The organism is Agromyces sp. P1_H4, from assembly GCF_056405255.1.
The window spans coordinates 1-3,706 of the sequence record NZ_JBFUCL010000364.1; the positions used below are offsets into that span (position 1 = coordinate 1).

A 3,706-nucleotide genomic window follows, 5' to 3' on the forward strand; every position below is an offset into this window, starting at 1 on the left:
GCTTCACCCTCGCGAACCACCGGCGCAAGACCGTCGACCTCGCCGTCGACGAGGTGCCCGAGTCGGGGGCGGTGCGCGTGAGCGACGACCCCGAGCTGAGCGCCCTGTTCGATGCCGAGCTGCGTGGCGCGCTTGCGAGCGTCGGTGAGCGCGATCGGCAGATCCTGCTCCTGCACGCGTGGGACGGCCTCGACGGCGCCGAGCTCGCCGAGGTGCTCGGCATCTCCCGGTCGGGGGCGGATGCCGCGCTCTCGCGTGCCCGCAAGCGCCTCCGCGAGGCGTGGGGCGAGCGGCTGTCCTTCTAGCGCGACACGGCACGGCACGCGCGCGGGTCCTTCGGCGTCGGGTGCAAGGTTCCGGCCTCGCCGGACATATCCGTCTATGAACGAACGTCACGGAGGGTGATCGACATGCATGACGACAACGAGCTCGACCCGGTGGCGCGGCTCCGCGCCGCTGATCCCGCTGCGTCGGTCGAGCCCCGCGCCGGGTTCGCCGACGAGGTCGTCGCCCGGGCGACCGCTGCGTCGGCGGATGCCGCAGCCGCCACCGCAACGTCCACGACGGATGCCTCGCCGGCCGAGCCGTCGCCCGTCGCCGACCTGGCCTCCGAGCGTGCGCGCCGCCGCCCGACCTGGGTCGCCATCGCGGCGGTCGCCGCCTCGCTCGTGGTCTTCAGCGGAGCCGGCTACGCCGTCGGAGCCTCGACGAACGGGTTCACGAACGTCGCGGGCGCCGCAGCCCCGCCCATCTCGCTGCAGGGCGCCGCCGACGGCGCGACCACCGAGCAGAGCACCCTCCAGGACGGCGCGATCGCGGGAGCCGCGCCCGATCAGGCCAAGCGTTCCGCATCCGGCGCGAGCGGCATGCTCTACCCCGGGTTCGGGCGCAACAGCTTCCGCTCGTCGGGCCTCTCGACGGCGTCGGGCAGCGCGCCCGGCTACGGGTACGACGCCCGCGGTGCCTCGAACGCCGAAACGGTCGGTGCGCTGGCCGCCGCCCTCGGCGTCACGGGAACGCCCCAGCTGAAGGACGGCGCGTGGACGGTCGGTCCCCAGGACGGCACCGCCCCGTCGCTCTACGTCGGGCTCGACGGCACGCTCAGCTTCTCCTACTCGGATCCGCTCCTGAACCCCTGGAACTGCGCGACGACCGACACCGGCGCGGGCACGGAGGGCACCGACGGCACGGGCGAGGTCGCCCCCGTCGATCCCTGCGAGCCGCCGACCGTCGGCCTGCCGTCGGAGGACGCCGCGATCGACGCCCTGCGGTCGCTCATCGCCTCCGTCGGACGCGACCCCGGTGCCTTCGAGTACACCTCCGAGACGTGGGAGGGCGCGGTCACCCGTTCGGCGCAGGCCTGGCCCGTCGTCGACGGGCAGCGCATCGACCAGTCGTGGAGCCTCGAGCTGACCGACGGCGGCATCGTGAGCGCCTACGGCGCGCTCGCCGAGCTCGTGAACCTCGGCGACTACCCGGTGGTCAGCGAGCAGGAGGCGTTCGAGCGGCTCTCCGACCCCCGGTTCGGCGCGCAGGTGACCGCGATGCCGCTCGCCATCCGCGAGCAGGGAATCGAGACGGCCGACGGATGGACCGCGACTCCCGAGTGGGTGCCGCCGACCGAGCCGCCGGCGACGCCGGCCGACGGGGCATCCGTCGCCTGGCCCGTGAACGACGTCGAGATCGTCAGCGCCCGCCTCGGCCTCGCCAGCCAGTGGCAGCCCGACGGCAGTGTGCTCGTCGTCCCGGCCTACGAGTTCACGGATGCCGCGGGCGGCACCTGGTCGGTCATCGCCGTCGCCGATGCGAAGCTCGACTTCGCGTCGGCGGAGTGATCGGGGACTGACCGGGTCTGTGCCATCCCGGTCGGCCGCGGCATCCGGAACCGGCACGGCCTGTTCACGAGCGCGATCCCGTGGAAGGCTGGCGGCATGCCGGAATCACCAGAGGTGCAGGCGCTCACGGAGGAGCTCGCCGAGCGGTTGACGGGACGCGCGCTCGCGGGGGTCGACGTCGTCGAGTTCCGCACGCTGAAGACCCGGGCACGCACGCCCGAGACGCTCGTGGGCGAACGGGTGACCGGCACCGCCCGCCACGGCAAGCATGTCGACGTGGCCTTCGGTGCGGCGCACCTCGTGGTCTCGCTCGGCCGCCACGGCTGGGCGCGATGGGGCGCTTCCGGCGACGAGGCCGATCTGCCCGACGACGCGCCGCCCACGCTCGTGGTGCTCGAGTTCGACGACGGCTCGACGCTCGAGCTGACGGATGCCGGTGACTGGGTCTCGCTCGGATGCTTCGTGGTCGACGACCCGGCCGCGGTGCCCGCCGTGGCGAAGCTCGGTCCCGACCCGGCCCACCCCGACTTCTCGCGGGCGCAGTTCGACGCGGCGGTCGCCGGKCGTCGCAAGCAGGTGAAGGCCGTGCTGCAAGACCAGGAGTCGCTCGCGGGCATCGGCAACGCCTACTCCGACGAGATCCTGTTCACAGCGAGGATCTCGCCCGTCGGGCACGCCGCCGCGTTGACCGCGGATGAGGCCGATCGGTTGTTCGCCGCCACCGTCGGGACGATCGGCGACGCCATCGAGGCCCAGCGGGGCGTGCCGATCGCGGAGCTCAAGGCGGCCAAGGTCGCGTCAATGCGAGTGCACGGCCGGGCGGGCGAGCCGTGCCCGGTCTGCGGCGACACCATTCGCGACTTCTCGTTCGCGAGCACCACCGCCCAGTACTGCCCGACCGACCAGACGCACGGCGAGCTGCTGGCGCTCAAGTGAGGCGCGATCGCCGGAGACGATCGAGCCCTGTCGGCGGGCGGCGGCGCGGGCTAGGGTCGAGGCATCCCGCGACGTCGCGGGGGTGGGGAGCAGACCATGACCGATCACGTCTACCGGGTCACCGAGATCGTCGGCACATCGGGCGAGAGCATCGACACCGCGATCCGCAACGCCATCGGGCGGGCGACCTCGACCCTTCGCAACGTCGACTGGTTCGAGGTCGTGTCGACGCGCGGCGAGGTCGCCGACGGCAACGTCGTGCACTTCCAGGTCACGCTGAAGGTCGGGTTCCGGCTCGAGGAGTAGTCAGGCCGCGCCGGTGATCGAGGCGAGGTGCTCGTCGGGGCCGCGGCGCACCCGGCTGACCGCGTCGGGCGCGGCGGTGAACCGCCCCGGCCGCCCGTCGTCGTCGCGGTAGGCGACGCGGATGCCCCGGCCGACGCGGGCCACCTTCGTGACCTCGAACGTGCGGCCCGAGGCGCTGACGAGCGTGTCGCCCACCCGCAGGTGACGAGTCTGTCGCAGCTCCAGGACCTCCATAGTGAGAGTGTCTCAGGAGCCACCGACATCGTGTCGGGCACCGGCGTCCGGCGCCCTGAGCTGCGGTCGCGCGCCCTCAGCCGGCCCCGCCGCTCCGCTTCGAGAGCTTCTCCTGCAGCGCCGCTTCGTCGCCGACGAACCAGATCTGGTCGCCGCGGTTCGACTCCCACACGAAGTCCCGCAGGGCGTTGCTCTCGGCGAGATGCTCCGAGATGTCGCCGACGACCGCGAGGCGCAGCCTGTAGTTCACGAGCTTCTGCGTGATCTCGCCCGCGATCCCCGTGCTCAGCCGGAAGAACTCGGGGTCGAGGCGCGACACCGGCACCACGACGAAGTTCGCGTGGTGCGACCAGGCGGAGCCGACGAGGTCGTTGGCGTCATCGGGCGTCGAGATG

General features: G+C 72.8%; 6 protein-coding genes. 4 read left to right on the forward strand and 2 right to left on the reverse strand.

Annotated elements, in window-relative coordinates; translation table 11 throughout:
* The 4 genes from AC1DY2_RS17115 to AC1DY2_RS17130 all read left to right on the forward strand — a co-directional run.
* Positions 1-305: RNA polymerase sigma factor (locus tag AC1DY2_RS17115; protein WP_476763506.1), on the forward strand; the 305-nt coding region annotated here is incomplete at its 5' end.
* Positions 306-410: 105 nt separating this feature from the next.
* On the forward strand, positions 411-1,835 hold the full coding sequence (locus AC1DY2_RS17120; protein ID WP_476763507.1) for a hypothetical protein: 1,425 nt from the start codon (positions 411-413) through the stop codon (positions 1,833-1,835).
* Positions 1,836-1,931: 96 nt separating this feature from the next.
* On the forward strand, positions 1,932-2,771 hold the full coding sequence (locus tag AC1DY2_RS17125) for a DNA-formamidopyrimidine glycosylase family protein (RefSeq protein WP_476763508.1): 840 nt from the start codon (positions 1,932-1,934) through the stop codon (positions 2,769-2,771).
* Positions 2,772-2,867: 96 nt separating this feature from the next.
* Entirely contained in the window at positions 2,868-3,077 is a 210-nt protein-coding gene (locus tag AC1DY2_RS17130; RefSeq protein ID WP_476763509.1) for a dodecin, read from the forward strand.
* On the opposite strand, the gene AC1DY2_RS17135 is transcribed toward AC1DY2_RS17130, so the two are convergent.
* Positions 3,078-3,311 carry a hypothetical protein gene (locus tag AC1DY2_RS17135; RefSeq protein ID WP_476763510.1) on the reverse strand — a complete coding sequence of 78 codons (234 nt, stop codon included), beginning with the start codon at positions 3,309-3,311 and terminating at the stop codon, positions 3,078-3,080.
* Between the two features lie 76 nt (positions 3,312-3,387).
* The coding region (locus AC1DY2_RS17140) for a DUF4180 domain-containing protein (protein ID WP_476763511.1) at positions 3,388-3,706 on the reverse strand (319 nt) is incomplete at its 5' end.